The 25,280-nt window shown below is 65.5% G+C and carries 14 protein-coding genes; 4 read left to right on the forward strand and 10 right to left on the reverse strand.

Annotation, left to right across the window (positions count from 1 at the left end; genetic code table 11):
- Nucleotides 1–16 precede the first annotated feature (16 nt).
- From OCK02_RS01420 to ccmA, 5 genes are all read right to left on the reverse strand, one after another.
- Nucleotides 17–643 carry a DsbE family thiol:disulfide interchange protein gene (locus tag OCK02_RS01420; protein ID WP_230806154.1) on the reverse strand — a complete coding sequence of 209 codons (627 nt, stop codon included), beginning with the start codon at nt 641–643 and terminating at the stop codon, nt 17–19.
- Complete coding sequence (gene ccmD / locus OCK02_RS01425; protein WP_230806156.1) at nt 640–801, reverse strand: heme exporter protein CcmD; 162 nt, start codon at nt 799–801, stop codon at nt 640–642. Before ccmD ends, OCK02_RS01420 begins: the two co-directional genes overlap by 4 nt.
- Nucleotides 798–1,583: a heme ABC transporter permease gene (locus OCK02_RS01430; RefSeq protein WP_263811481.1), complete on the reverse strand. Its 786-nt coding sequence runs from the start codon at nt 1,581–1,583 to the stop codon at nt 798–800. The genes ccmD and OCK02_RS01430 overlap by 4 nt, the downstream gene beginning before the upstream one ends.
- A gap of 60 nt (nt 1,584–1,643) precedes the next feature.
- Nucleotides 1,644–2,303 (reverse strand): heme exporter protein CcmB, encoded by a 660-nt coding sequence (ccmB, locus tag OCK02_RS01435; protein ID WP_230806160.1) that lies wholly within the window; start codon nt 2,301–2,303, stop codon nt 1,644–1,646.
- A 190-nt stretch (nt 2,304–2,493) separates the two neighbouring features.
- The gene (gene ccmA / locus OCK02_RS01440; protein WP_263811482.1) at nt 2,494–3,141 is read right to left on the reverse strand and encodes a heme ABC exporter ATP-binding protein CcmA; all 648 of its coding nucleotides are present in this window, start codon (nt 3,139–3,141) and stop codon (nt 2,494–2,496) included.
- A 264-nt stretch (nt 3,142–3,405) separates the two neighbouring features.
- Between ccmA and acnA the strand changes: the two genes are divergently transcribed.
- The 3 genes from acnA (at nt 3,406) to OCK02_RS01455 (ending at nt 8,045) form a co-directional block, all read left to right on the forward strand.
- Nucleotides 3,406–6,099, forward strand: coding sequence for an aconitate hydratase AcnA (acnA, locus tag OCK02_RS01445; RefSeq protein WP_263811483.1), 2,694 nt, complete (start codon nt 3,406–3,408; stop codon nt 6,097–6,099).
- A gap of 155 nt (nt 6,100–6,254) precedes the next feature.
- The gene (locus OCK02_RS01450; protein WP_412178746.1) at nt 6,255–7,049 is read left to right on the forward strand and encodes a DUF1223 domain-containing protein; all 795 of its coding nucleotides are present in this window, start codon (nt 6,255–6,257) and stop codon (nt 7,047–7,049) included.
- A 600-nt stretch (nt 7,050–7,649) separates the two neighbouring features.
- On the forward strand, nt 7,650–8,045 hold the full coding sequence (locus OCK02_RS01455) for a DUF2794 domain-containing protein (protein ID WP_263811485.1): 396 nt from the start codon (nt 7,650–7,652) through the stop codon (nt 8,043–8,045).
- 9 nt (nt 8,046–8,054) lie between these two features.
- Here OCK02_RS01455 and OCK02_RS01460 read toward each other — a convergent pair whose 3' ends face one another.
- The 3 genes from OCK02_RS01460 to OCK02_RS01470 form a co-directional block, all read right to left on the reverse strand.
- A complete protein-coding gene (locus OCK02_RS01460; protein ID WP_263811486.1) occupies nt 8,055–8,609 on the reverse strand; it encodes a GNAT family N-acetyltransferase in 555 nt (184 codons plus the stop codon).
- Nucleotides 8,610–8,799: 190 nt separating this feature from the next.
- The gene (pyc, locus tag OCK02_RS01465; protein WP_263811487.1) at nt 8,800–12,255 is read right to left on the reverse strand and encodes a pyruvate carboxylase; all 3,456 of its coding nucleotides are present in this window, start codon (nt 12,253–12,255) and stop codon (nt 8,800–8,802) included.
- Nucleotides 12,256–12,370: 115 nt separating this feature from the next.
- On the reverse strand, nt 12,371–13,111 hold the full coding sequence (locus tag OCK02_RS01470; RefSeq protein WP_263811488.1) for a LuxR family transcriptional regulator: 741 nt from the start codon (nt 13,109–13,111) through the stop codon (nt 12,371–12,373).
- A 297-nt stretch (nt 13,112–13,408) separates the two neighbouring features.
- Here OCK02_RS01470 and OCK02_RS01475 point away from each other — a divergent pair, with 297 nt between their 5' ends.
- Nucleotides 13,409–15,166, forward strand: a complete 1,758-nt coding sequence (locus OCK02_RS01475; RefSeq protein WP_230806175.1) for a glucan ABC transporter ATP-binding protein/ permease — start codon at nt 13,409–13,411, stop codon at nt 15,164–15,166.
- 140 nt (nt 15,167–15,306) lie between these two features.
- On the opposite strand, the gene OCK02_RS01480 is transcribed toward OCK02_RS01475, so the two are convergent.
- Complete coding sequence (locus tag OCK02_RS01480) at nt 15,307–16,446, reverse strand: OpgC family protein (protein WP_263811489.1); 1,140 nt, start codon at nt 16,444–16,446, stop codon at nt 15,307–15,309.
- A gap of 115 nt (nt 16,447–16,561) precedes the next feature.
- Nucleotides 16,562–25,051, reverse strand: a complete 8,490-nt coding sequence (locus tag OCK02_RS01485; RefSeq protein WP_263811490.1) for a GH36-type glycosyl hydrolase domain-containing protein — start codon at nt 25,049–25,051, stop codon at nt 16,562–16,564.
- Nucleotides 25,052–25,280: the final 229 nt, after the last annotated feature.

Here is a 25,280-nt window from a genome sequence, read left to right on the forward strand (position 1 = left end):
GCCTGCCACCTGACGATCAGCCCGCCTGCGCGGGTGCGCCCAGTGCCTTCTCGATCGCCGGCATCAGGCCGTTCCTCAGGCTGTTCTCGTCGAACGGGCCGACCTTCTTGTAGAGGATCGTGCCGTCGGGGCCGACGAGATAGCTTTCCGGAATGCCGTAGACCCCGAAGTCGATCGCCATCTTGCCGTTCGGGTCCAGCCCGATGGCGGCAAACGGATTGCCGAGCTCGCCGAGGAAGCGCAGCGCGTTCTCGTTGCCGTCCTTGTAGTTGACGCCGACGACGGTCAGGCGCGGATCTTGCGACAGCGCCATGATCGCCGGATGCTCCTGTCGGCAGGGTACGCACCAGGACGCCCAGAAATTGACGAGGGTCAGCTTGCCCTTCGTCGTCTCGGTGCCCAGCGCCGGGATCGCAACGCCGTCGCGCATCGCTCCCGCCAGGGGCTCCAGATCGCGGAACGGCGCCTTCGTGCCGATCAGCGCCGACGGGATCTCCGAGATATCGCGCCCCGAGCGCAGCTGGAAGAAGAAGATCGCCGCCAGCGCCACGAAGATCGCCAGCGGCAACAGCGCCAGCAGCACGCGCGTGCGCGATCCGGACGGCCTTGCTTGCGCCGCCTTTTCGTCTGCCGGTACGCTCATCTCGCCTCTCCGGCAGAGCGGCGACGGATGCCGGCGGCCTCCAGCGCCGCCAGTTCGCGCCGGCGCGCGCGGCCGTCGAGCCAGACCCAGAGGATGAGGGCGGCAACTGTCAGGAAGGCGGCCGCATAGGCGGCGGCGACATAGGTGGCATGGTTCATCGCAGCGTCTCCTCGCGGGCAGCCGCGCCATGCCCGGCGGCGCGTGCGGCCAGCCGCCGCAGGGTCGCCACGCGCCGGCGCAGGATCTCGTTGCGCATCGCAAGGATGTGCAGCGTGAAGAACAGCAGCGTGAAGGCGACCGCCATGACGACGAGCGGGCGCAGGAATTCCGGGTCGATCGTCGGTCCGTCGAGGCGGATGACGCTGGCCGGCTGGTGCAGCGTGTTCCACCAGTCGACCGAGAACTTGATGATCGGGATGTTCACGAAACCGACGAGGATCAGGATGGCGCTCACCCTGGCGGCCCGCGTCGGATCGTCGACCGCGCGGTTCAGCGCGATCAGGCCGAGATACATCAGAAAGAGCACGAACACCGAGGTCAGCCGCGCGTCCCACACCCACCAGGTGCCCCACATCGGCTTGCCCCACAGCGAGCCGGTGATGAGCGCGATGAAGGTGAAACAGGCGCCGATCGGCGCTGCCGTCTTCGCCGAGACGTCGGCGAGCGGATGCCGCCAGACGAGGGTCCCGAGCGCCGAGAGCGCCATCACCGAGTAGCACATCATCGACAGCCAGGCGGCGGGGACGTGGATATACATGATCCGCACCGTCTCGCCCTGCTGGTAGTCGCCGACGGTCGAAAAACAGAGATAGAGGCCGATGGCGAAGAACAGCGCCGTCGCCGCCGCCATCCATGGCCAGACGATCGCGCTCAACGCCAGGAACCGGGTCGGGTTGGCGAGATCGGAAAACTTGCGGATGGCCAGGCTCTGTTCGCTCATGGGCTCTATCTACCGCTTTCGCCCCATCGCTGCAATTGACCGCCATCAATCACATTTGCGTCAATCCGTCGATGCGCGAAGTGCCGCCGCGGCGGCGACCGGGCCGATGACGGCAAAGACGAGCGTCAGCGCCGTCAGGAACAGGAAGGGCGGCAGGAACGGCGCGGGCTCCTGCACGGCGGCATAGACGGCGCTGACGCCGAAGATCAGCACCGGGATGGCGAGCGGCAGCACGAGAATGGAGACGAGCAGCCCGCCGCGCGGCAGCGCCACGGCGACGGCAGCACCCGCGGCCCCGATGAAGGTGATCGCCGGCGTTCCGACAAGAAGCGTCAGCATGGTCGCCGCCATCGCCGGCGCGTCCATGTTCATGAACAGCGCCAGGAGCGGCGAGGCGATCACCAGCGGCAGGCCGGTCGCGATCCAGTGCGCCAGGCACTTGACCAGCACCGTCAGCACCAGCGGCGTCTCCTGCATCAGGATGAGGTCGAGCGAACCGTCCTCGCGTTCGGCCTGGAACAGCCTGTCGAGACCGAGGAGAGCGGCCAGCAATGCGCCGATCCACAGGATCGCCGGACCGATGCGGGCAAGCAGGTTCAGGTCCGGCCCGACGCCGAAGGGGATGACGGCCACCACGGTCATGAAGAACAGGACCCCGATCATCGCCCCGCCCCCGGCGCGCACGGCAAGCTTGAGGTCGCGGACGAGGAGCGCAGTCATGCGAAAGTCCTCCGGCCGGTCGGCGTGCAGCCGCCCCTCATCCGCCTGCCGGCACCTTCTCCCCGCCTGCGGGGAGAAGGACGCGTGCCGCCAACCTCTCCGTCCCCTCTCCCCGCCTGCGGGGAGAGGGGCAGGGTGAGGGGCCATGCGCACCGCATAGGCGAACGTGCATGGAGAACGCAGAGATCCGTCACGCCCATGCCTCCGCAGATGCCCCGGCGAACCCCGCCAGGTGCAACTCCTTCACCGCTCCAAGTCCGAGTGGCTGGTGCGTCGCGGCGATCGCCAGCCCGCCGCGGGAGAGATGCGCCTTCACCAGGCCGGCAAACATCGTCTCGGCGGCCGCATCGAGCGCCGCCGTCGGTTCGTCGAGGATCCAGACCGGCCGCCAGGCGACGAGCAGCTTCGCCATCGCCATCCGTCGCTGCTGGCCGGCCGAGAGGTAGCCGAAGGGCAGGTGCACGATGCCGCCGAGGCCGACGGCATCGGCGGCCGCGTCGATGCCGATGCCGGAGCCGCCGGCCGAATCACCGGCGAAATCCTTCCAGAATCGCAGGTTCTCCTCCACCGTCAGTTCGCGCTTCATCGCGTTGCGGTGGCCGAGATAGTGGCAGGCGGATGCGACCGTCTCGAACGCGTGGTCGCCCTCCCCGGCAAGCCTGACCTTGCCGGTTTCCCGCGGCAGCAGGCCGGCCACGACGCGCAGCAAGGTCGATTTGCCCGACCCGTTCGGCCCTTTCACCACCAGCGCCTCGCCGGCGCCGATGTCGAAGGAGATATCCCGGAAGATCAGGTCTTCGCCCCGTCTTGCACTCAGGCGCTCGGCAACGAGGCGCATCTGTCCACTTTCCCTCTGCGACCTTGGCCGCACTGCAAAAAATTCTTCCGATCCTTACACCGGTCCTCTGGATCGTTCCTTAGAAATTATCTATAAGGCCCGCAACACGCCAGCGGTCGGCGTGAATATCATCCTTGCGCCGAACCCGGAATGATTTCCGCGTACGGACAGCGGAAATGACCGCACCCGCATCCCATTTCGCGCTTCTCAAGCGCACGGGCGTTCGTACGTCAGCTTTTGGCGATCAGACGAGACGGGGTATAAATGTCCAAGTCCCTAGACAGCTTCAACTGTCGTTCGACCCTCACGGTCGACGGCGTCGACTATATTTACTACAGCCTGCCGAAGGCAGAAGCGAACGGCCTTGCCGGCGTCTCGAAGCTTCCCTATTCGATGAAGGTTCTGCTCGAGAACCTGCTGCGCAACGAAGACGGCCGTTCGGTCACGAAGAAGGACATCGAGAGCGTCGCCGCCTGGCTTTCGAACAAGGGCCTCGTCGAAAGCGAGATCGCCTATCGCCCCGCCCGCGTGCTGATGCAGGACTTCACCGGCGTTCCCGCCGTCGTCGACCTCGCAGCCATGCGCGACGGCATCAAGGCGCTCGGCGGCGATCCGGAAAAGATCAACCCGCTCGTGCCCGTCGACCTCGTCATCGACCACTCCGTCATCGTCGATGAATTCGGCACGGCAACCGCCTTTGCCCGCAACGTCGAGCTCGAATACGAGCGCAACGGCGAGCGCTACCGCTTCCTGAAGTGGGGCCAGCAGGCGTTCAAGAACTTCCGCGTCGTCCCCCCCGGCACCGGCATCTGCCACCAGGTCAACCTCGAATACCTCGGCCAGACCGTCTGGACGAAGGAAGAGGACGGCGAGACGATCGCCTACCCGGACACCTGCGTCGGCACCGACAGCCATACGACGATGATCAACGGCCTCGGCGTTCTCGGCTGGGGCGTCGGCGGCATCGAGGCGGAAGCCGCGATGCTCGGCCAGCCGGTTTCCATGCTTCTGCCGGAAGTCATCGGCTTCAAGCTGACCGGCAAGCTGAAGGAAGGCGTGACGGCGACCGACCTCGTGCTCACCGTCGTGCAGATGCTGCGCAAGAAGGGCGTCGTCTCCAAGTTCGTCGAATTCTTCGGCCCCGGCCTCGACAACATGACGCTCGCCGACCGCGCCACCATCGGCAACATGGGCCCGGAATACGGCGCCACCTGTGGCTTCTTCCCGGTCGACGCCGAAACGATCAACTACCTCACCATGTCCGGCCGCGAAGAGCAGCGGATCGCCCTCGTCGAAGCCTATTCGAAAGCACAAGGCATGTGGCGTGACGGCGACGGCTCCGACCTCGTCTTCACCGACACGCTGGAACTGGATCTCGGCGACGTCGTGCCCTCGATGGCCGGCCCGAAGCGCCCCGAAGGCCGCCTGCCACTCGAGACGATCGCGCCGAACTTCGCCACTGCGCTCGAAGACGACTACAAGAAGCCGGGTCAGCTTTCGAACCGCTATGCCGTCGAAGGCACGGACTACGACATCGGCCATGGCGACGTGGCGATCGCCGCCATCACCTCCTGCACCAACACCTCCAACCCGAGCGTGCTGATCGCTGCCGGCCTGCTGGCCCGCAACGCCGTCGCGAAGGGCCTGAAGACCAAGCCCTGGGTGAAGACCTCGCTCGCACCGGGATCGCAGGTGGTCGGCGAGTATCTCGCCAAGTCCGGCCTGCAGAAGGACCTCGACGCGCTCGGCTTCAACCTCGTCGGCTTCGGCTGCACTACCTGCATCGGCAACTCCGGCCCGCTGCCGGCGCCGATCTCCAAGACGATCAACGACAAGGGCCTGATCGCCGCCGGCGTGCTCTCGGGCAACCGCAACTTCGAAGGCCGCATCTCGCCGGACGTCCAGGCCAACTACCTGGCCTCGCCGCCGCTGGTCGTCGCCTATGCGCTGGCCGGCACGGTCCAGAAGGACCTGACCAAGGAGCCGATCGGCGAGGACAAGGACGGCAAGCCGGTCTACCTGAAGGACATCTGGCCCTCGTCGAAGGAGATCCAGGACTTCATCATGAAGTACGTCACCCGCGAACTCTACGCCACCAAGTATGCCGACGTCTTCAAGGGCGATGAAAACTGGCAGGCGGTGCAGGTTCCGGCAGGGCAGACCTATGCCTGGGACGACAAGTCGACCTACGTGCAGAACCCGCCCTATTTCGTCGGCATGGGCAAGAAGGGCGCGGGCATCAAGAACATCAAGGGCGCCCGCGTGCTCGGCCTGTTCGGCGACAAGATCACCACCGACCACATCTCGCCGGCAGGCTCGATCAAGGCCGCTTCGCCGGCCGGTGCCTACCTGATCGAGAATGGCGTCGGCGTCGCCGACTTCAACCAGTACGGCACGCGCCGCGGCAACCATGAGGTGATGATGCGCGGCACCTTTGCCAACATCCGCATCCGCAACCACATGCTCGGCCCGAACGGCAAGGAAGGTGGCTACACCATCCACTATCCGTCCAAGGAAGAGATGTCGATCTACGACGCCGCCATGAAGTACAAGGAAGAGGGCGTTCCGCTCGTCATCTTCGCCGGCGTCGAATACGGCAACGGCTCCTCGCGCGACTGGGCGGCCAAGGGCACGAACCTTCTCGGCGTCAAGGCGGTGATCGCCCAGTCCTTCGAGCGCATCCACCGCTCCAACCTCGTCGGCATGGGCGTCGTTCCCTTCGTCTTCGAGGAAGGCACGACCTGGGCGAGCCTGGACCTGAAGGGCGACGAAATCGTCGAAATCGACGGCCTCGAGGGCGAAATCAAGCCGCGCGAGCGCAAGATCGCCAAGATCACCTATGGCGACGGCTCAGTGAAGGAGGTTCCGCTCCTCTGCCGCATCGATACGCTCGACGAGGTCACCTACATGAACAACGGCGGCATCCTGCAGACGGTTCTGCGCGACCTCGCCGCCTGATCCCGACCGGAATTCCAGTCGATACGATGCCGGGGCGATTGCCCCGGCATTTGTTTTTGGGGCATAGTTCCCGCAAGGGAAGTCTCACTCCATCGTGACTTCCTGTTGACTGTGCAAGCGGGTATGACGATCACCGACGATGGCACCTCGCCTGCATTTCTCCGGAATTCCGTATGTCCAGACCGCTTATCATTGGTTGCATTGCGAGCCTGCTGGCGGTCCTTCCGGCAGGCGGCGGCGCGCGTGCGCAGGAGGCGGCCACGCAGCAGCCGATCGGCGTTGTCGAACTGTTCACCAGCCAGGGATGCTCGTCCTGCCCGAAGGCCGACAAGGCGCTGGAGACCCTGATCCGCGAAGGCAGGGTGGTGGCACTCGCCTATCATGTCGATTACTGGAACTATCTCGGCTGGACCGATACGCTGTCGACCAAGGAGAACACCGAACGCCAGTATGACTATGCCCGCATGTTCGGGCGCGGCAGCGTCTACACCCCGCAGGCCGTCATCAACGGCCGGGCGCATGTCAACGGCGGGGAACTGGGGCAGATCCGCAGCCAGATCGAAACGCTCAACGCACAGGGCCGCGGTCTCTCCGTCGAGGTCTCCGCGGAGATCGTCCAGGACGAGATCCGCATTCGCATCGGCAACGGCCACGGCAAGGCGAACGTCTTCGCCGCCTATTTCGACGATCAGCAGGACGTGGACATCATGGAAGGCGAGAACCGCGGCCGGAGGGTCACCTACTGGCATGCGGTGCGCGACATGGAGACGATCGGCATGTGGGAGGGACAGGAGACCACCCTCGTCCTGCCGGCCAGCATCCTGAGCCAGAAAGGCACGGGCGGTTGCGCCATCCTCGTGCAGCGCATGAAGACGGGCGACACGCCCGGCGCCATTATCGGCGCGACGGTCATCAGGCCGACGCTGCCGCAGACGGCACGCCGACAGTAGAACCTGCCTTCCGGCAGTTCGATGATGTGAGAAGAAAAGGGGGGGTCCGGACCGGGATCTTCGAGGGGCTGGGGCTTGAGGGTTCGAAGACACGCCGGGCCGGACCTTGACGAAGCTTCCGGCAACGGAATACAGGATGAGCTTCGACGCGTGCCCCTGTGGCCGACCGATTTCCCGCACATGCAAAGCGGTTCGGCTGCAGGGCAGCGTCGTGACTTTCCTAGAAAATTTGGGCGCGGATTTGTCTGAAATGGGGCAAGCGCGCATTTTGCCGTGCCGTACTGGTTAACGGACGTCCCGGATCAGGACAGTTCGCCCGCATTCTCAGGCGTTTGGGCAACATATGCGCGTGCAAATCGATGAGCGTTTCTGTGGAAATCCGGCCGCAAGACCGCGTTTCCGGGCCTCCTGTTGCCTCGAATTCGACCCGCAACCGCGCAAATGAGACCTGTCGGTGCCGGCGAAATTTCTGCCTGTTTTTCGTGCCGATGCAGGCTCGCCGGGCAATATCGGCACCGCGCGCCGGCCTCCGGCGCTTGCAATTCCCTTCAGGTGAGGCACACTGTCATCCAACCGTCATTGTCGAAGTGCGGAGAACTGATGACTGATCAACCGGATTTGTCGCCGGGAGAAGCCGTGTCCCAAGGGTCGAGCGTCGTCGTCGACCTGGGGGAATACCGCAACCGCAAAGACCCGCTTCCGGTCACCTTCCATCGCAAGGAACTCGACTCCATCCTCCGGATCTACGGTCGCATGGTCGGAGAGGGAGAATGGCGCGACTATGCGATCGACCATACCCACGAGAAGGCGGTGTTCTCGATCTTCAAGCGCTCCGGCGAGATGCCGCTGTTCCGGGTCGAGAAGAACCCGAAACTGGCATCGAAGCAGGGCGCCTACAGCGTCGTCAACACCCACGGCATGATCCTCAAGCGGGGGCGCGAACTGCAGCAGGTGCTGAAAGTTTTCGACAAGGCCCTGAAGCTGGTCGAGAAGTAGACGGGCGCGTCAGGCGTCCCTGTTTCCCGGGAAAGTGTCGGGCGACGGATCACTCGAGGCGCCCTCGCCGAGCGCGCGCTGCATGATCACCGTATCGAGCCACCGGCCGTGCTTGAATCCGGTCGCCTTCATCAGCCCGCCATGCTCGAAACCGACCGCGCGGTGCACCGCGACCGAGGCGGGGTGTGCGCCGCCGATCACGGCGATCATCTGCCTGAAACCGAGCGTCGTGCAACGTTCCACGAGTTCCACCAGCAGCGCCTTGCCGACGCCGCGCCCGCGCGCGTCCGGCGACAGGTAGATCGAGTCCTCCACCAGCCACCGGTAGGCCGGCCGCGTGCGGAAGGCGGAGGCATAGGCATAGCCGAGAATTGCCCCGTCCACACCCGCGGCGACGATATAGGGATAGCGCGCCGACGTGATGGCGGAAAAGCGGGCGCGCATCTCGTCCAGCGTGGGCGGCTCGATCTCGTAGGAGGCGACGCCGTTAAGGACGGATTCGCGATAGATCCCGGCGACCTCGGCAAGGTCGCCTTCTGCGGCGCTGCGAATGGTGAACGTCATCGATGGCAACCACTGGCTTGATGAAAACGGCCGGACCACTGCGACGGTCGCCCGGCGCGCAAGGCATTCAACGCTTGGACAACCCCGAGGACCGGACGTCACCGCATGGCCGCACACGACCGGGCCTGCAAGCGATCTCCCCACCCGGGAGTTGCCGGACGCCCTTCGGACGCCCGGCGACGCTCCGCGATCAGCCGAACACGATCAGCAGGTCCTTGGCATCGATCTGGTCGCCGGCGCGCACGAGGACCTCGGCGATGGTGCCGTCCTTCTCGGCATGCAGGGCCGTCTCCATCTTCATGGCCTCGATCGAAAGCAGCACGTCGCCGGCCTTGATGGACTGGCCGGCCGCGACGGCCACCGTCGAGACGACGCCCGGCATCGGCGCGCCGAGCTGGGCGGCGTTGCCGGCTTCGGCCTTGCGGCGGATGGCGCCGGAAGCCCCGCGGTTGCGATCGGGGACCTTGATCGGGCGCGGCTGGCCGTTCAGTTCGAAGAACACCTTGACCATGCCCTTCTCGTCGACATCGCCCTGTGTCTGGTTGAGGACGACGAGCGTCTTGCCCTTCTCGATTTCGGCGAAGAGCTCCTCGCCCGAGGCAATCCCGTAGAAGTAGGCATGCGTCGGCAGCACGCTGACCGGCCCGTAGGTCTCGGCCGCCTGCGCGTAGTCGGTGAACACCTTCGGATACATCAGGTAGGAGGCGAACTCGTAGTCGCTGACCTTCCGCTCCAGCTTGGTCTCGATCGCCTTGCGCTCGGCATCGAGATCGGCATCCGGCAAGAGCGAGCCCGGCCGATCCGTATAGGCCGCCTCGCCCTTCAGCACCTTCTCCTGCAGCGCCTTCGGCCACCCGCCGGGCGGCTGGCCAAGATCGCCCTTGAGCATCGAGACGACCGATTCGGGGAAGGAGACGTCCTTGGCGGGATCCTCGACGTCGGCCACCGTCAGATCCTGGCTGACCATCATCAGCGCCATGTCGCCCACCACCTTGGAGGACGGCGTCACCTTGACGATATCGCCGAACATGCGGTTGGCGTCGGCATAGGCCTGCGCCACCTCGTGCCAGCGCGTCTCCAGCCCCAGCGAACGCGCCTGCTCCTTCAGGTTGGTGAACTGGCCGCCCGGCATCTCGTGCAGATAGACCTCCGAGGCGGGCCCCTTGAGATCGCTTTCGAACGCCGCATACTGGTGGCGCACCGCCTCCCAGTAGAAGGAGATGCGGCGGATCCATTCCGGGTCGAGCCCCGGATCGCGCTCCGAACCGCGCAGCGCCTCGACGATCGAGCCGAGGCAGGGCTGCGAGGTATTGCCCGAAAGCGCGTCCATCGCCGCATCCACCACGTCAACGCCGGTCTCGACGGCGGCGAGCACCGTCGCAGCCGCGATCCCCGAGGTATCATGCGTATGGAAGTGGATCGGCAGGTCGGTCGCCTCCCGCAGCGCCTTGAACAGCACGCGCGCGGCCGCCGGCTTCAGCAGGCCCGCCATGTCCTTCAGCGCGATGATGTGCGCACCGGCCCTCTCCAGTTCGGCGGCAAGGGCGGTGTAGTATTTCAGGTCGTATTTCGGCCGGGCCGAGGTCAGGATGTCGCCGGTGTAGCAGATCGCCGCCTCGCAGATTCTGTTCTCCTCAACCACCGCGTCCATCGAGACGCGCATGTTCTCTACCCAATTGAGGCAGTCGAATACGCGGAACACGTCGATGCCGCCCTTCGCCGCCTGGCGGACGAAATACTTCACCACGTTGTCCGGATAGTTCTTGTAGCCGACGCCGTTCGCCCCGCGCAGGAGCATCTGTAGCAGCAGGTTCGGCGCGCCCTCACGAACCATGGCGAGACGCTCCCACGGATCCTCGGTGAGGAAGCGCATGGAGACGTCGAAGGTCGCCCCGCCCCAGCATTCGAGCGAGAACAGCTGCGGCAGCGTGCGCGCATAGGTCTCGGCGATGCGGGCGATGTCGTAGGTGCGCATGCGGGTGGCCAGCAGCGACTGGTGCCCGTCGCGCATGGTCGTGTCGGTCAGAAGCACCTGCTTCTGCGCGCGAACCCATTCGGCGAACTTCCGCGGGCCGAGTTCGTCGAGCTTCTGCTTGGAGCCGGCTGCGATAGTGCCTTCCGAATAGGGCACGACCGGTGCGGCGATGTCGTCGGACGGCATCGGCCGGCCCTTCGCCTCGGGATGCCCGTTGACGCTGACGTCGGCCAGGTAGGTCAGAAGCTTGGTCGCGCGATCCTGGCGCTTCACCTGCGCGAACAGTTCCGGCGTCGAATCGATGAAGCGCGTCGTGTAGCTGTTGTCGCGGAACTTCGGGTGGCCGATGATCGCTTCCAGGAAGGTCAGGTTCGTGGCGACGCCGCGGATGCGGAACTCGCGCAGCGCCCGGTCCATGCGCTGGATCGCCTCCTCCGGCGTCGGCGCCCAGGCGGTCACCTTTTCCAGGAGCGGATCGTAGTAGCGCGTGATCACCGCGCCGGAATAGGCCGTACCGCCATCGAGGCGGATGCCGAAGCCGGTGGCGCCCCGATAGGCGGTGATGCGCCCGTAGTCGGGAATGAAGTTCTGCTCCGGATCCTCGGTGGTGATGCGGCACTGCAGCGCGTTGCCGTTGAGGCGGATGTCCGCCTGCGCCGGAACGCCGGATTCCGGCGTGCCGATGGCGAAGCCGTCGAGGATGTGGATCTGCGCCTTGACGATGTCGATGCCGGTCACCTCCTCGGTGACGGTGTGCTCGACCTGGATGCGCGGATTGACCTCGATGAAGTAGAAATTGCCGGTATCGGCGTCCATCAGGTACTCGACCGTGCCTGCGCCGACATAGTTGGTGGCCCGGGCGATCTTCAGCGAATAGTCCGCAAGCTCCTGCCGCTGCGCCTCGCTCAGGTAAGGTGCTGGCGCGCGCTCAACGACCTTCTGGTTGCGCCGCTGGATCGAGCAGTCGCGCTCGAAGAGATGCACGGCATTGCCATGCGTGTCGCCGAGGACCTGGCTTTCGACGTGGCGGGCCCGCTCGACCAGCTTTTCCAGATAGACCTCGTCCTTTCCGAAGGCCGCCTTCGCCTCGCGCTTGGCCTCGGTGACCTCACGGGCGAGGTCCCTGGGGTCGCGGATCGCGCGCATGCCGCGGCCGCCGCCGCCCCAGGAGGCCTTGAGCATGACGGGATAGCCGATCTCCTCGGCCATGCGGGCGACTTCCGCCATGTCGTCCGGCAGCGGATCGGTCGCGGGCACGACCGGCACGCCGATCGAGATCGCCAGATTGCGCGCGGCCACCTTGTTGCCGAGCTGGCGCATCGTCTCCGGCGTCGGGCCGATGAAGGTGATGCCGGCCGCCGCACAGGCCTCGGCGAATTCCGGGCTTTCCGACAGAAGGCCGTAACCCGGGTGAATGGCGTCCGCCCCGGAAAGCTTGGCGACGCGAATCACCTCCTCGATCGAGAGATAGCTCTCGATCGGGCCGAGATCGCGGGCAAGATGCGGTCCGCGGCCGACCTGGTAGCTCTCGTCCGCCTTGAAGCGGTGCAGCGCAAGTTTGTCCTCTTCGGCCCAGATCGCGACTGTTTTCAGACCGAGCTCATTGGCCGCGCGGAACACGCGGATGGCGATCTCGGAACGGTTGGCGACAAGGATCTTGGATATGGGCAAGTCGGACTCCTCATTGACTTGGGCGCGGGAATGCTGCACCCGCGAAAAGAAACATTAGCGAGTCCCAAACGGAAGTTCAATTTCCGCCTTATGCCGACGCAGACGATTTGCACCGTCAGGAAATCAGCCCGAGCCGGAACGACAGGGCGACCACGTGGTGCCGGTTCTTGGCCTTCAGTTTCTCCTGGATGCCGTTCATGTACCAGTCGACGGTGTGGTTGGAGATCTTCAGCACGCGGGCGATCTCGTGGGAGGTCATGCCGTCGGCGAGATAGTTCAGCGCCTCCATTTCGCGGCGCGTCAGGTGCAGGTTGATCTCCGCCGACAGCGCCGTCGACTTCTGCGGATCGGCATGCTGCAGCAGCTTCCAGAAGAGCTTCTTGGTGACGTTCTCGAACAGCCCGATCTCGGCCGGATGCAGGTCCACCGGCTTGCCGCCGACGGTGATGTTTCCAAGCAGGCCGCGGCGTCCGTGGACCGGGAACGTGTAGCCGTCCTCCAGGCCGTTGTTGCGCGCATCGACCATCATCCGCTCCATCCGCTTGCGATGGGGATTGGCATGCAGCGCCGTCAGGGAATCGCGCCAGCGGAAGGCGGCATGGGCATGGTTGAGATATTGGACCGTCGGATCGATGACGATGTATTTCTTCCGGGCGTAGATATCCGGCCACCCCTCCGGCCAGCGCCCCGCCAGCACCAGGGCCATCACATCCTCGTGAGGCTTCGGCTGGCGCGTCACGACGTAGTAGTCGAAGCCGTATCGGTCGAGCAGCCGCTCGAACTCCGGCAGGAGTTCGCCGGGTGCCGTTAGTTCATCGAGCAGGCCCGTAAACTGGGCCAGAAGATTGATGTTCATAATAAAATCGACCGGACACGCGGCCCCTCCAATACATTTTGTCACTCGAGCGCCCTGCTCGCAAAACGGGCACGACGCGGGAAAAACACCCGCCGCCGATCCGTTTATCAAGTTGCGCCGATTTGGCAACGTACCGTTCAGCGTCCATTCATCGACAAGCAAATAGCATTCAGCCATCGCTGAAGATGCGGCCGACAGAGAGAGCCTCCCGGGGAGGACCGGCCGCAGACCGTGTGCATGCATCCGTCCCAAGGGGCTGTCGCAGTGCACAATACAGGACCGCGAAAGGGTTTCGAAGTGTCGTTGTTTCAGGTTTACACGCGGGCGCTAAGCTATCTATCGGTATACCGGTTCCGCGTGTCGTCAATCGTCGTCGCAAACGTCGTGCTGGCGGTCATCACCATCGCCGAGCCGGTGCTTTTCGGCAAGATCATCGACGCCATCTCGTCGAAGGGTGCCGTCACGCCCATGCTTTTGATGTGGGCCGGCTTCGGCGTGTTCAACACGATCGCCTTCGTCCTGGTAGCCCGCGAGGCCGACCGGCTGGCCCATGGCCGCCGCGCCAGCCTGATCACGGAAGCCTTCGGACGGATCATCTCCATGCCGCTCTCCTGGCACAGCCAGCGCGGCACCTCCAACGCGCTGCACACGCTGCTGCGCGCCTGCGAGACCATGTTCGGCCTCTGGCTCGAATTCATGCGCACCCACCTGGCGACCGCGATCGCGCTCGTCCTGCTGGTCCCGACCGCCTTCGTCATGGATTACCGGCTGTCGCTGGTGCTCGTCGTTCTCGGTGTCGCCTATGTCATCATCGGCAAGGTGGTGATGAACAAGACCCGCGACGGCCAGGCCTCGGTCGAGGGCCACTATCACACCGTCTTCTCGCACGTATCGGACTCCATCAGCAACGTCTCGGTGGTGCACAGCTACAACCGCATCGAGGCCGAGACGAAGCAGCTGAAGCAGTTCGCCCAGCAGCTCATCAATGCCCAGTATCCGGTGCTCGACTGGTGGGCGCTCGCAAGCGCGCTGAACCGCATCGCCTCGACGATCTCCATGATGACGATCCTCGTGATCGGCACGGTCCTCGTCCAGCGCGGCGAGCTGCGCGTCGGCGACGTCATCGCCTTCATCGGCTTCGCGGGCCTTCTCATCGGTCGCCTGGACCAGATGAAGCAGTTTGCCGAGCAGATCTTCGAGGCGCGCGCCAAGCTCGAGGACTTCTTCGTCCTGGAGGATTCCGTCAAGGACCGCGAGGAGCCGGCCGATGCCGGCGAGCTGAGCGATGTCCGCGGCAAGGTCGAGTTTCGCGACGTCAACTTCGACTTCGCCAATGCGACGCAGGGTGTCCGCGACATCTCGTTCACCGCCGAGGCCGGGCAGACGGTCGCGATCGTCGGCCCCACGGGCGCCGGCAAGACCACGCTCGTCAACCTGCTGCAGCGCGTCTACGACCCCAAGAGCGGCCAGATCCTCATCGACGGCGTCGACATCTCCACGGTGACCCGCAAGTCGCTGCGCCGATCGATCGCCACCGTCTTCCAGGACGCTGGCCTGCTCAACCGCTCGATCTCCGATAATATCCGTCTCGGCCGCGAGGGCGCCACGGATGTCGAGATCATGGATGCGGCCGAGGCTGCGGCCGCCGACGACTTCATCCAGTCGCGCCAGGAAGGCTACGACACCCGTGTCGGCGAACGCGGCAATCGCCTCTCCGGCGGCGAGCGCCAGCGCATCGCGATCGCCCGTGCCATCCTCAAGGATGCCCCGATCCTCGTGCTCGACGAGGCGACGAGCGCCCTCGACGTCGAGACCGAGGCCCGCGTCAAGGCGGCGATCGATAACCTGCGCAAGAACCGCACCACCTTCATCATCGCCCACCGCCTGTCGACGGTGCGCGAGGCGGACAAGGTGCTGTTCCTCGACCACGGTCGCATCGCCGAGATGGGCACCTTCCACGAGCTCAGCCAGAGCAACGGCCGTTTCGCAGCGCTGCTGCGGGCAAGCGGCATCCTCACCGACGAGGACGTCCGCAAGAGCCATACCGCCGCCTGAGGCATCCAGCCATCCGACGATCAAGCGCCGCATTCGGTTTCGAGTGCGGCGTTTCCCTTTGTAGCACCAGGCAATCCGCCGGGGCATCTCTCACGCATTCGGAAGAAGGGCGAACCCGCTGCCCGGGTTTCCGGCCTCCGTCAGGCCGGCTGCTTGCCGGCCTTGGCGGCGATCGGCCTCGACAGTCCCGCCAGCCAGTCCAGGTAGCGCGCATAGGCGAACAGGAGGCCGATCCCGACCGTCACGTAGGTCGTGCCGACCAGCACGCTCTTGCCCGAGATGAACACCAGCACCTGGCCGATCATCGCCAGGATCGTCCCGAAGATGAAGATCGCCAGGCCATGGCGGCCGACCGCCGTCAGCGGATGGGCCGCAGGCAGGGCCAGCCAGCCGGACAGTGCGGGGACCATCGCCACGAGATAGGCGAGCGCGAGCACATGCAGGAGCCGCGGCGCCGACAGGAAGGTCTTGTCGAAACCGGTGATCACCGCCGGCAGGCCGAACGACGTATCGATCCACCAGAGCGACAGCACGACCCAGACGAAGGAGACGGCGAGATAGGCGCAGCACAGGGCGATCACCGCCCTGTTCGCCTCGGGCAACGCGCCCTGCCGGGCGCGGCTGCTGGCGGCAAGGCCGATCGCGAACAGGAACTGCCAGGAGAAGGGATTGAGGAACCAGTAGCCGTCGTCCAGGAGATTGGACGGCGCGATGTTCCAGAGGCCCGCGGCAAGCCACAGCAACCCGGACAGCGCCAGCATCAGGGCGGGGTTGCGCGCATGCAGCCAGAGCATGCCGGGCAGCATCAGCAGGATGACGGCATACATCGACAGGATGTTGTTGTAGCCGAACTGATGGCCGAGGAGCACCATGCCGAGCAACCCCTCCTCGGTCCGGTCGACCACCGCGCGCAGGTTGATCTCGGACAGGAGGTCGGGCCGCGAGAACCAGAGCGCCCCGCCGGCAAAGATTGCAAACGTGACCAGGCTCGTCATCACGTGGGCGACATAGAGGCTGAAGGAACGCCGCAGGACCCGCACGCTGACGGCGAGGCGCTTGCCCGGAATGAACGTCGCCACGAAGGCCAGCCCTGCCGAAATGCCCGAGATCAGCACGAAGGCTTCGGCCGAATCGGAAAAGCCGAAGTTCTTGTGCGTCAGGTGTTCGAGCAGGTTGCCCGGAACGTGGTTGATGAAGATCGCGATCAGCGCCAGCGCGCGCAGCACGTCGATCCGCGTGTCGCGCGCCGGCCTTGCCACCGGCATCTCCGCCACGCTCATGGTTTTGTCATTCCGCACCAATGCCTGCCTTCCCGAACAGTCGACGTGAAAAGGGGCACGGCGGCCCCCGCGTCACCCGCTGGAACCGACATGCCCCAATGTCTGAAATCCGAGCCTAGAGCGAATACTCTTCTTGTGGGCTCTTTATGACAGTTTCATTTATCTTCACGTCGATTTTACCGTCGGCTTTGCGTTCCGCACGAATTTCGTGCTTGACGCCGTCAAGCGTGACCGTCGCGGAAAAGCCGGACCAGTGCGAAGGGATCACCGGTTCGACCACCAGACGGCCGTTCTCCTTGCGGATGCCGAGCACGCCCTCGACGGCGGCCCGATAGAGCCAGCCGGCCGATCCCGTGTACCAGGTCCAGCCGCCCCTGCCCTTGCGCTCGCCCTCGCCATAGACGTCGGCTGCGACCACGTAGGGCTCGACGCGGTAGGTCTCGATCGCCTCCGGCGATTGCCCGTGCTTGATCGGGTTCAGCATGTTCAGGCAGTTCCAGGCGTCGTCCGCCCGACCCTGCACGGCCAGCGCCATCACCACCCATGCGGCGGCATGCGTGTACTGGCCGCCGTTCTCACGCACGCCCGGCGGATAGGCCTTGATGTAACCCGGATCCTGCTGGCTGTCTGCGAAGGGCGGTGTGAACAGCTTGATGATCCCCGCCTCGCTGTCGGCGAGCTCGGCCAGCACCGCGTCCATGGCGAGCCGTGCCCGCTCCTCGTCGCCTTCGCCGGAAAGAACGCTCCACGACTGCGCGATCGAATCGATGCGGCACTCGGCGTTGCCCTGCGAACCGAGCGGACTGCCGTCGTCGAAATAGCCGCGCCGATAGTGGGCGCCGTCCCAGCCGGCCGATTCCAGCGCCGCCTTGAGCGTCTCCAGATGCTCGAGCCAGACGCGGGCGCGATGGTTGTCGCCGCGCTCGCGTGCGATCGGCGCGAAAGCACGGAGCGTGCCGGCCAGGAACCAGCCGAGCCAGACGCTCGTGCCCTTGCCGGCCTCGCCGACGCGGTTCATGCCGTCGTTCCAGTCGCCGGCGAGGATCAGCGGCAGGCCGTTTTCGCCCGTCCGCCGGATGGCGAGGTCGAGCGCACGGGCGCAATGCTCGTAGAGTTCCGCCTCTTCCGCCGAACGGCCGGGCTTGAAGAACGAATCGTGCTGCCCCTCGGCAAGCGGCGGCCCTTCGATGAAGGTCAGCTTCTCGCTGAGGATCGCATGGTCGCCGGTAGACCCGCAGTACTGGGTGACCGCATAGGCCAGCCAGACGACGTCGTCCGAAATCATCGTCCGTACGCCCGCTCCCGTTTCCTGCAGCCACCAGTGCTGGACGTCGCCCTCCTGGAACTGCCGCGATGCCGCGTTCAGGATCTGTTTGCGGGCGAGTTCCGGCCGATGCGTCAGGAAAGCCAGCGTGTCCTGCAACTGGTCGCGGAAGCCGAAGGCCCCGCTCGCCTGGTAGAAGGCAGCCCGGGCCAGCACGCGGCAGCCGAGGCTCTGGTAGGGAAGCCAGGTATTGACCATCAGGTTCAGCGCCGGATCGGGCGTCTCGACCTGCAGGGTGCCGGTGAACTCGCCCCAGAAACCGCGCATCTTCGCAAGAGCCGCATCGATCGATGCCGAGACGGCCTCGGTGGCCAGCGCGCTCGCCGCCTCGGCATTGTCGCAGTCGCCGAGCACGAACAGGATTTCCTTCTCCTCGCCGGGCTGCAGCTTAAAGTCCGTCGCGAGCGCCGCGCATGGTGCGCCGTTGCTTTCCATCGTGCCCGACAGGCCGGCACCGGACGAAAGCACCGCCGGCATGACGATGTCTCCCTGCCGGCCGATGAACTCGCGCCGGCTCGCCGTGACGCCGGCGAGCTTGCCGTTCGTGGCGAAGAAGGCGACACGGCCCGTATAGTCGAGGCTGTAGGGGTTCGTCGCAAGGATCGCCCCGCTCGCCTCGTCCTGGCTGCACAGGACGAACGGTGCCGTCTTGGCCGGATTGTTGCCGAGCACCCATTCGACATAACCATAGGCCGACAGGTTGCGCGCCGACTTGCCGGTGTTGCGCACGATCAGGCGCGAATACTTCACCGGACGCTCGGAATCGACCGTCTGCACGAGGTCCAGCTCCAGCCCGCCCGATGCGGACCGGAAGGCGGAATAGCCGAGGCCGTGCCAGGCCGCGAACAGGACGGACGGATCGCGCGACAGGCCGGCGAAGGGAACGTGCACCGCCCCGCTGTCGCGGTCCTTGACGTAAAAGGCCTCGCCCGGGCGGTTGATGACCGGGTCGTTGGTCCACTGGGTGACCTGGTAGTCGCGCGAATTGCGGCTCCAGGTGAAGGCTCCGCCCTCGGCTGCGACGTGGAAGCCGAAGTGCTCGTTGGCGATCACGTTGATCCACGGATGCGGGGTTCCCTCGCCGCCGCGGACCTTGACGACGTATTCGCGCCGCGCCGCATCGAAGCCGCCATAGCCGTTCCAGAAGGCCAGGTCGCCGCCGTCGATCGCCGCGGGTTGCCCCTTGGGCCCTGCAGCGGGGGCGGGCGCGGCATGCCGCGCCTCTTCCGCTGCGGCAACGGCCGGTGTGGCGAAGATCGAGATCGCGCGCTCGATCTGGTCGGACAGAGATCCGTTGCGCGCGTGGAAGACGGCGCGGGCGGTCGCCAGCAGCGCCTGCCAGGTGGATACGTCCATCAGGTCGCGGCGGACCGAGAAGATGTGCTGCCGGATGCCGTCCGACTGGCCGCGCATCCTGAGGTTCTCGCACAGTTGCTCGAGCGTGTGCTGCATGTCCTGCGCGTAGGAGGACGCCTTCTCGTTGAGGATCACGAGATCCGCCAGCACGCCGCGATGGCGCAGGTACTCCTGCGCCCGCAGCGCCTCGCGGGCGATCTCCAGGTCGGCATCGTCGTTGATGCGCAGAACGTAGATCGGGAAATCGCCCGAGATCGCCAGCGGCCACAGCGCCGACTGCGAGGCAAGGCCCGCCTGGACGGTGGCAGCATCCGCGCGCAGGTGCATGTCGGGATAGACGAGATAGCGACCGAGCGCCTGGAAGCTCGCCGCCTCCTGCGAGGTGACGCCGATATGGCGCAGATGGACCTGCGAGCGCGTCCACGCGTGGATGAGTTCGTTGTTGAACGCCTCCGGGTGCCGGTAGCGGTCAATCGCCCGGTCCAGCTCTTCCCGGCTGGGGGCGGCGATCGTCCAGAAGATCACCTTCACCTTCTTGCCGGCCGGCACGCGCACGACGCGGCGCAGCGACACGATCGGATCGAGCGTGAAGCCGTCCGTGCCCGAAAGCTGCGCCCCCGGCTCGAAGGCTGCGGCAGTGGTGAGGCTGCGGCCGCGGCCGATGAAGTTCCGCCGGTCAGTCTCGACCTCCGTCCGGCGCGAGCCGGCATTGTCGACGATCAGGTGCGCCACGCACATATCCGGATCGCCCGGGCTGCGCTTGTTGCGCAATATGCGCACGACGTCACCGCGGCGGCCGATCTCGGTCTTGAGGAACATGCGCGCAAACAGCGGATGCGCCGTGTCGGTATCGTCCGTCGTGACCACCGGCTCCATGTAGGAGGTCACTTCGATGAAGCGGTCCTCGGCGCCGGTGTTCAGCAGCGTCAGGCGCCGCCCCTCGGCGTCGTGCTCGGTGGCGACGATGCACTCCAGTTCGCTCGAAAGCGTTCCGACGGTCTTGATGAATTCCGCCTTGTCGTCGCTGAACTGGGTCTTCGCCTCCTCGCCCTCGGCGCGCTTGGGCTCGACCGTCGTCGACCACCATTCGTTCGTGGCCGTGTCGCGCAGGAAGACGAAGGTGCCCCAGCGGTCTTCCGCCGGATCGGGCTTGAAGCGGGTCACCGACTGGCCGTTCCAGTGCGCATAGCCGGAGCCGGTCGCCGTCAGCATCACCGAATAGTGGCCGTTGGAGAGGAACGCCGCCTCCCGGTCTTCCGACACCGGATCCTTGATGACGCGGACTTCGGGGCGCAGCAGGTCGGCCTGCGTGCTGCCGACCGTTTCCGGCTCGCGCTTGGTGTTGATGATCGGGATCTCGCGCGGCGCCTTCTCCTGCAACAGCAGCTCGGCCGCCTCTATCACCGGGTCGGCATGGAAGCGCGCCCTGAGCGCGCCGTTGAAGGCGACGTTGGCGACGGCTGCGATCGACATGCCGTGGTGGTGGGCCATGTAGTTGTGCACGACCGCGCAGCGCTTGCCCTCGGGCACGCGCGTCGGCGTGAAGTCGACCGCGTCGTGGAAGCCGTAGATGCCGAGTGCGCCGAGCTTGCGTAGCTCGTTCAGGTTGTCGAGAGCGGCCTTCGGCGCATATTGCGTCGCCAGCAGCGAGGCATAGGGCGCGATCACGGCGTTCTGGCCGAGGCCGCGCTTCAGGCCCAGCGTGGGCACGCCGAAGTTGGTGTACTGGTAGTTCATGTCGTGGTCGCGGGCGTTGAACGCCGCTTCCGAAATGCCCCACGGCGTGCCGAGGCGCCGGCCGTGGTTCTGCTGTTCCTTGACGATCAGGTTGTTGGTCTGGTTCAGGATGCCTCCCTGCGGCTCCTGCATGACCAGCGGCGGCATCAGGTATTCGAACATCGAGCCGGACCAGGAGACCAGCGCGCCGCGCGAGCCGATCGGCACGACCGGGCGGCCGAGCTTGTGCCAGTGTTCCGTCGGAAGGTCGCCCTTGGCGATCGCAAACAGGCTGGTCAGGCGCGCTTCGGAGGCGAGCAGGTCGTAGCAGGCCTCGTCGAGCTCGTTGGTCTCGACCCGGTAGCCGATCGACAGCAGCCGCCGTTCGGGCCGGAACAGGAAGCCGAAATCCATCGAGAACGCGATGTCGCGGGTGCGGTCGCGCAGCACGACGAGCCGCTGGCGCAAAGCCTCGATGCTGCCGAGGTCGAACATGCTGTCGGCGATGTGCCCTTCGCAGGTGCCAACGAGAGCGTTCGCCCATTTCACCACTTCCGCGCTCTGCGGGCTCTTGATCTCGTGGTCGAGGTTGGCGATCAGCTTGCCGATGTCGCGGGCCAGCACGCCGAGATTGATCACGCGGATCGAAGCGAACTCGTGCTCGCGCTTGACCGCGGCGAGCGCATTATGGAAACCGGCGATCTGCTCCTCGAGAAGCCGGCGCAGCGGGCGCACGGTCTTGCGGTCGTCGGGCAGTTCGGCCAGCACTTCCGACAGGATCGAGGCTGCGTCGCCGATACCGTCGAGGCTGCCGCGCAGATGCGCCGACGGCGCCTCTGCCCATTCCCGGCAGACCGACGAGACGGCGATCAGGTGACCCGCGAGATTGCCGCTGTCCACCGCCGAGACATAGCGCGGCCCGAGCGTCTCCAGCGTGTTGGTGCGGTACCAGTTGTAGAGGTGGCCGCGGAACTTCGGCATGCTGTCGATCGTCGAGACCGTCTCCTCGAGACGGCGCACCGTCTCCTCGAAGCCGATCCAGCCGAAGTCGCGCGCAGAAACCACCGACAGCAGGTAGACGCCGATGTTCGTCGGCGAGGTACGCTCGGCGAGCATCGGCTGCGGCGTTTCCTGGAAATTGTCGGGCGGCAGGAAGTGCTGCTCGGCGGTGACGAATTCCTCGAAGTAGCGCCAGGTGCGCCTTGCGATCTTGCGAAGCTCGGTCACGACGCCCTCGGGCACGACCAGCTGGTCCTCGGTCTCCGCCGACTGGCTGACGTACCAGGCGATCGCGGGCGAAAGAATCCAGATCGCCGCAAAGGGGACGGCGATGAAGGGCAGGCCGGTCTTGGAGAACAGCGCCAGGCCGACAGCGACCAGGGCCAGTGCCGGCGCCTGCCACATGTCGCGGTAGTATGACCAGATGCCGCCGCCGGACGAGCTGTGCACCTGGGCGGCCGTCCGCCATTCGAGCATGTGCTTGCGGCTGAAGAACATGCGGTAGAGCGAGCGGATCGTGGCGTCCGCCATCATCGCCGCCTGGTGGGCGATGAAGACGATGCGCAGCGCCACCTGCGCATTGGCCGCGCGGATGTCGGAGAGGATCGTCTGCAGGTGGGCGCGGGCGACGATGTCGCTGCGGCGCGGCACGGCGCCGGTGAACAGCGACAGCGTGGGCGCTACGAACAGCAGGAAGATCAGCACGAGCTGCCAGATCAGCGCCTGGCGCGGCTCCATGTAGTACCAGCCCATGACGGAGGCCACGAGCCAGCAGATCGGGATCAAGCAGCGACGGAGATTGTCGTACATCTTCCACCGGCCGAGCATGGAAACCCCGCTGGACGGCTTGAAGATATAGGGCAGCAACTGCCAGTCGCCACGCGCCCAGCGATGCTGGCGCGAGTTCTCGACCTCGTAGCGGATCGGGAAGTCCTCGACGAACTCCACGTCGGTGACGAGCGCGCAGCGCGCATAGGAGCCTTCCAGAAGGTCGTGCGAGAGGATGGAGTTTTCCTCGATTCGGCCCTTCAGCGCCGCCTCGAAGGCATCGACGTGATAGAGGCCCTTGCCGGTAAACGTGCCCTCGTCGGTGAGGTCCTGGTAGACATCGGAGACGGTGAAGACATAGGGGTCCACGCCTCGGTTCGCCGAAAAGATGCGCTGGAACGTCGAGGCCTCGTCGCCCGTCGTCAGCGACGGGGTGACGCGCGGCTGCAGGATGCTGTAGCCGGCGACGACCCGCTGGGTCTGCGGATCGATCAGCGGGCGGTTGATCGGGTGGTGGAGCTTGCCGACGAGATTGGTGGCCGCGTCGCGCATCAGGCGCGTGTCGGAATCAAGCGTCAGGACGTACTGGACGTTTTCCGGCACGACATTGGCGCCGGGCAGGAAACTGGTGTCGCCGTCGCCACGCAGGAGCAGGTTCAGCTCGTGCAGCTTGCCGCGCTTGCGCTCCCAGCCCATCCACACGCCTTCCTGCGGATTGAACTGGCGCCGGCGGTGCAGCAGGTAGAAGCGTGTGCGGCCGTCATAGGCATAGCGTGCCGAAAGCAGTGCGATCTCGCGCTTGGCGTATTCGAGGACCTCGAGATCCTCCGGCGTCTCCTCGGCCTTGCTGTCGACCCAGTCGCTGACGAGCGAGAAATAGATCTCGCCGCGCGGATTGGCGAGGTAGTGGACCTCGAGGTTGCGCACCAGTTCGTCGACATGGTCGCGCTTGGAGATCAGGCAGGGGACCGCGACGAGCGTGCGTGCCTCCTCCGGAATCCCCTCGCGCAGCTCGTAGCCCACCAGCCGCGTCGGCTTCACGCAGAGGGTAACGAGCGTGTTGTAGAGCCCGACGGCGCCCTCCGAGGCGGGCACGGCGAACAGGATCAGCATGATCAGCCAGGCGCCGTTCGGAATGTCCATCTGGTCGAGGAAATAGTAGACCCCGACCATGGCCAGAAGCGTCAGCAGGATCACCGGCCCGGCGATGGCGAACCAGTCGAGCGAGCGGCTGAAGCGCACGATGCGCTGCAGGATGGACGGGCGGTAGCCGATCCGCTTTTCCAGGATGTCGCGCTTCTTGCCGACCAGGTAGCTGCCGACATTGGCCTCGTGCGCACCGGCGACGTTGCCCGCCGCCATGTCCTCGGCGGTCATGGCCAGCGCCAGCTGCGTCACCTCCAGCTCCGTCTTGCCGGAGCGGCGGGCCATCTTCTCGATCGTATCACGGTAAGCGTTGCGCGAGCCGAAATCGAGCTCGGTATAGTCCGAACCCTCGCGCAGCGCCGCATCGAGGCGGCTGACGCTTTCGACCCAGACCGGCCATTCCGTATCGTCGATCGTGCGCAGCCCCTTGATCAGGTTGCTCATCGTGACGTTACCGGAGGAAAGCCGGTTCTGCTCGGCGACGAGGACCTCTTCCAGGTCGGTCCCGCGCGCCTCGATCTGCTTTTCCAGCCACTGGATCGCCGCGCCCGATGCCTGCAGCCCGTCGCGCAGACGATAGAGCAGTTGGGCGACGAAGGTGTTGTCGGCGACGAGATGCTCGATCTCGCGCAGGATCACGACGCTCTTTTCCGGGTCGTTCTGGCGGATCAGCTCGTCGGCCACCTCGTTCGCCTTGCGGCGCATCCCGCGCGAACGCTCGACACGGCTGGAAATGCGCCGCAGGTTCTCGATCAGGATGAAGCGGACGATCGACGGCAGCGCCCAGAGTTCGCCGATCTTGAAGGCCTCGGCCTTCTGGAACCCTTCCACGATCGCCGTCAGGCTCTCGCGCGAGACGCTGCTCTGGGTATGGGCGACGTAGAGCCAGCCGAGCGCGAGCGTCCGCGGGACCTCGACCTCGCCGACCTTCATCGTCGGCAGCTGACGGTAGAAACGGCGCGGGAAGTCGCGGCGCACTTCCTGGATCGCCTCCTCGACGACGTAGTAGTTGTCGAGCAGCCATTCCGCCGCCGGCGTTATCGTCGCGCCGGCTTCGACGTCGCGGGCCGTCGTCTGGTAGACCCGGAGGATTTCCTTCTCGTTTTCCCGGTGGCGGGCGCGGAAGTCGAACGGCGTGAAGCCCGGCAGCGAATTCGCGCCGTTCCGCGCCAGATCCTCACCGCAGGCACTCAGCTCCTCGAGGGTGAAATAGGTATCCCGGATCGAATCATTGTAGTCGATCTGCTTGGATTCCGTCTCGCGCGACGAGGTCTGTGGTCGGTTGTGAAGGGACATCAGCTTTTTTCTGTTTTTCGAGCAGGGTTGGTGGATCCGGCCGCGGCCGGACTTACGTTCGGCAGGCAGGGATCATCCGAGCGGACTTGTGCAACAGGACGGCGTCATGCGTTCCTCCGTACGACCCCGTCAGCGGATTCCATGCGCACGAAAATGCGCCCTCGATCGACGGGCGGCATGTAACGGGCGGCAGGGTCTTCTCCCGCTTCTGCGTGGCGCATGAAAACGG

Source organism: Rhizobium sp. TRM96647, assembly GCF_025780115.1.
Lineage (GTDB): Bacteria > Pseudomonadota > Alphaproteobacteria > Rhizobiales > Rhizobiaceae > Mycoplana.

Excerpts from the sequence above, each read along its gene's own strand:
- OCK02_RS01420 (WP_230806154.1), bottom strand. The coding sequence starts at position 643 with ATGAGCGTACCGGCAGACGAAAAGGCGGCGCAAGCAAGGCCGTCCGGA.
- acnA (WP_263811483.1), top strand. The coding sequence starts at position 3,406 with ATGTCCAAGTCCCTAGACAGCTTCAACTGTCGTTCGACCCTCACGGTC.
- OCK02_RS01470 (WP_263811488.1), bottom strand. The coding sequence starts at position 13,111 with ATGAACATCAATCTTCTGGCCCAGTTTACGGGCCTGCTCGATGAACTA.
- OCK02_RS01460 (WP_263811486.1), bottom strand. The coding sequence starts at position 8,609 with ATGACGTTCACCATTCGCAGCGCCGCAGAAGGCGACCTTGCCGAGGTC.
- ccmD (WP_230806156.1), bottom strand. The coding sequence starts at position 801 with ATGAACCATGCCACCTATGTCGCCGCCGCCTATGCGGCCGCCTTCCTG.
- OCK02_RS01480 (WP_263811489.1), bottom strand. The coding sequence starts at position 16,446 with ATGAGCGTGGCGGAGATGCCGGTGGCAAGGCCGGCGCGCGACACGCGG.
- OCK02_RS01485 (WP_263811490.1), bottom strand. The coding sequence starts at position 25,051 with ATGTCCCTTCACAACCGACCACAGACCTCGTCGCGCGAGACGGAATCC.
- ccmB (WP_230806160.1), bottom strand. The coding sequence starts at position 2,303 with ATGACTGCGCTCCTCGTCCGCGACCTCAAGCTTGCCGTGCGCGCCGGG.
- OCK02_RS01430 (WP_263811481.1), bottom strand. The coding sequence starts at position 1,583 with ATGAGCGAACAGAGCCTGGCCATCCGCAAGTTTTCCGATCTCGCCAAC.
- OCK02_RS01455 (WP_263811485.1), top strand. The coding sequence starts at position 7,650 with ATGACTGATCAACCGGATTTGTCGCCGGGAGAAGCCGTGTCCCAAGGG.
- ccmA (WP_263811482.1), bottom strand. The coding sequence starts at position 3,141 with ATGCGCCTCGTTGCCGAGCGCCTGAGTGCAAGACGGGGCGAAGACCTG.